The sequence below is a fragment of the Nocardioides humilatus genome, assembly GCF_008373755.1.
Lineage (GTDB): Bacteria > Actinomycetota > Actinomycetes > Propionibacteriales > Nocardioidaceae > Nocardioides > Nocardioides humilatus.
Genome location: NZ_VUJV01000227.1, coordinates 1 through 204, shown reverse-complemented (window position 1 = coordinate 204; position 204 = coordinate 1). Strand labels below are relative to the sequence as shown.

Annotated in this window: 1 pseudogene; it reads left to right on the top strand. The window is 51.0% G+C overall.

The window, feature by feature from the left end:
* Positions 1-204 (top strand): annotated as a pseudogene (locus F0U44_RS22775) (thrombospondin); the annotation flags it as partial.

Here is a 204-nt window from a genome sequence, read left to right as displayed (position 1 = left end):
CCACGAACCCGAACCGCTGGTTCATAACGGTGACCAGAATCCGCAACGTTGGATCAACGCCGTCTTTGAGACCGCTGGCTACTCATATAATGGAAATGGCGTCATATTGTCAGAGCCAAGTCAAGATGAAAAGAATTGGTACCATCCGAATGTGGTCGGTCATGAACAGATTGCTGGGCTGGTCCATGATGCGCTCCTGTCGAG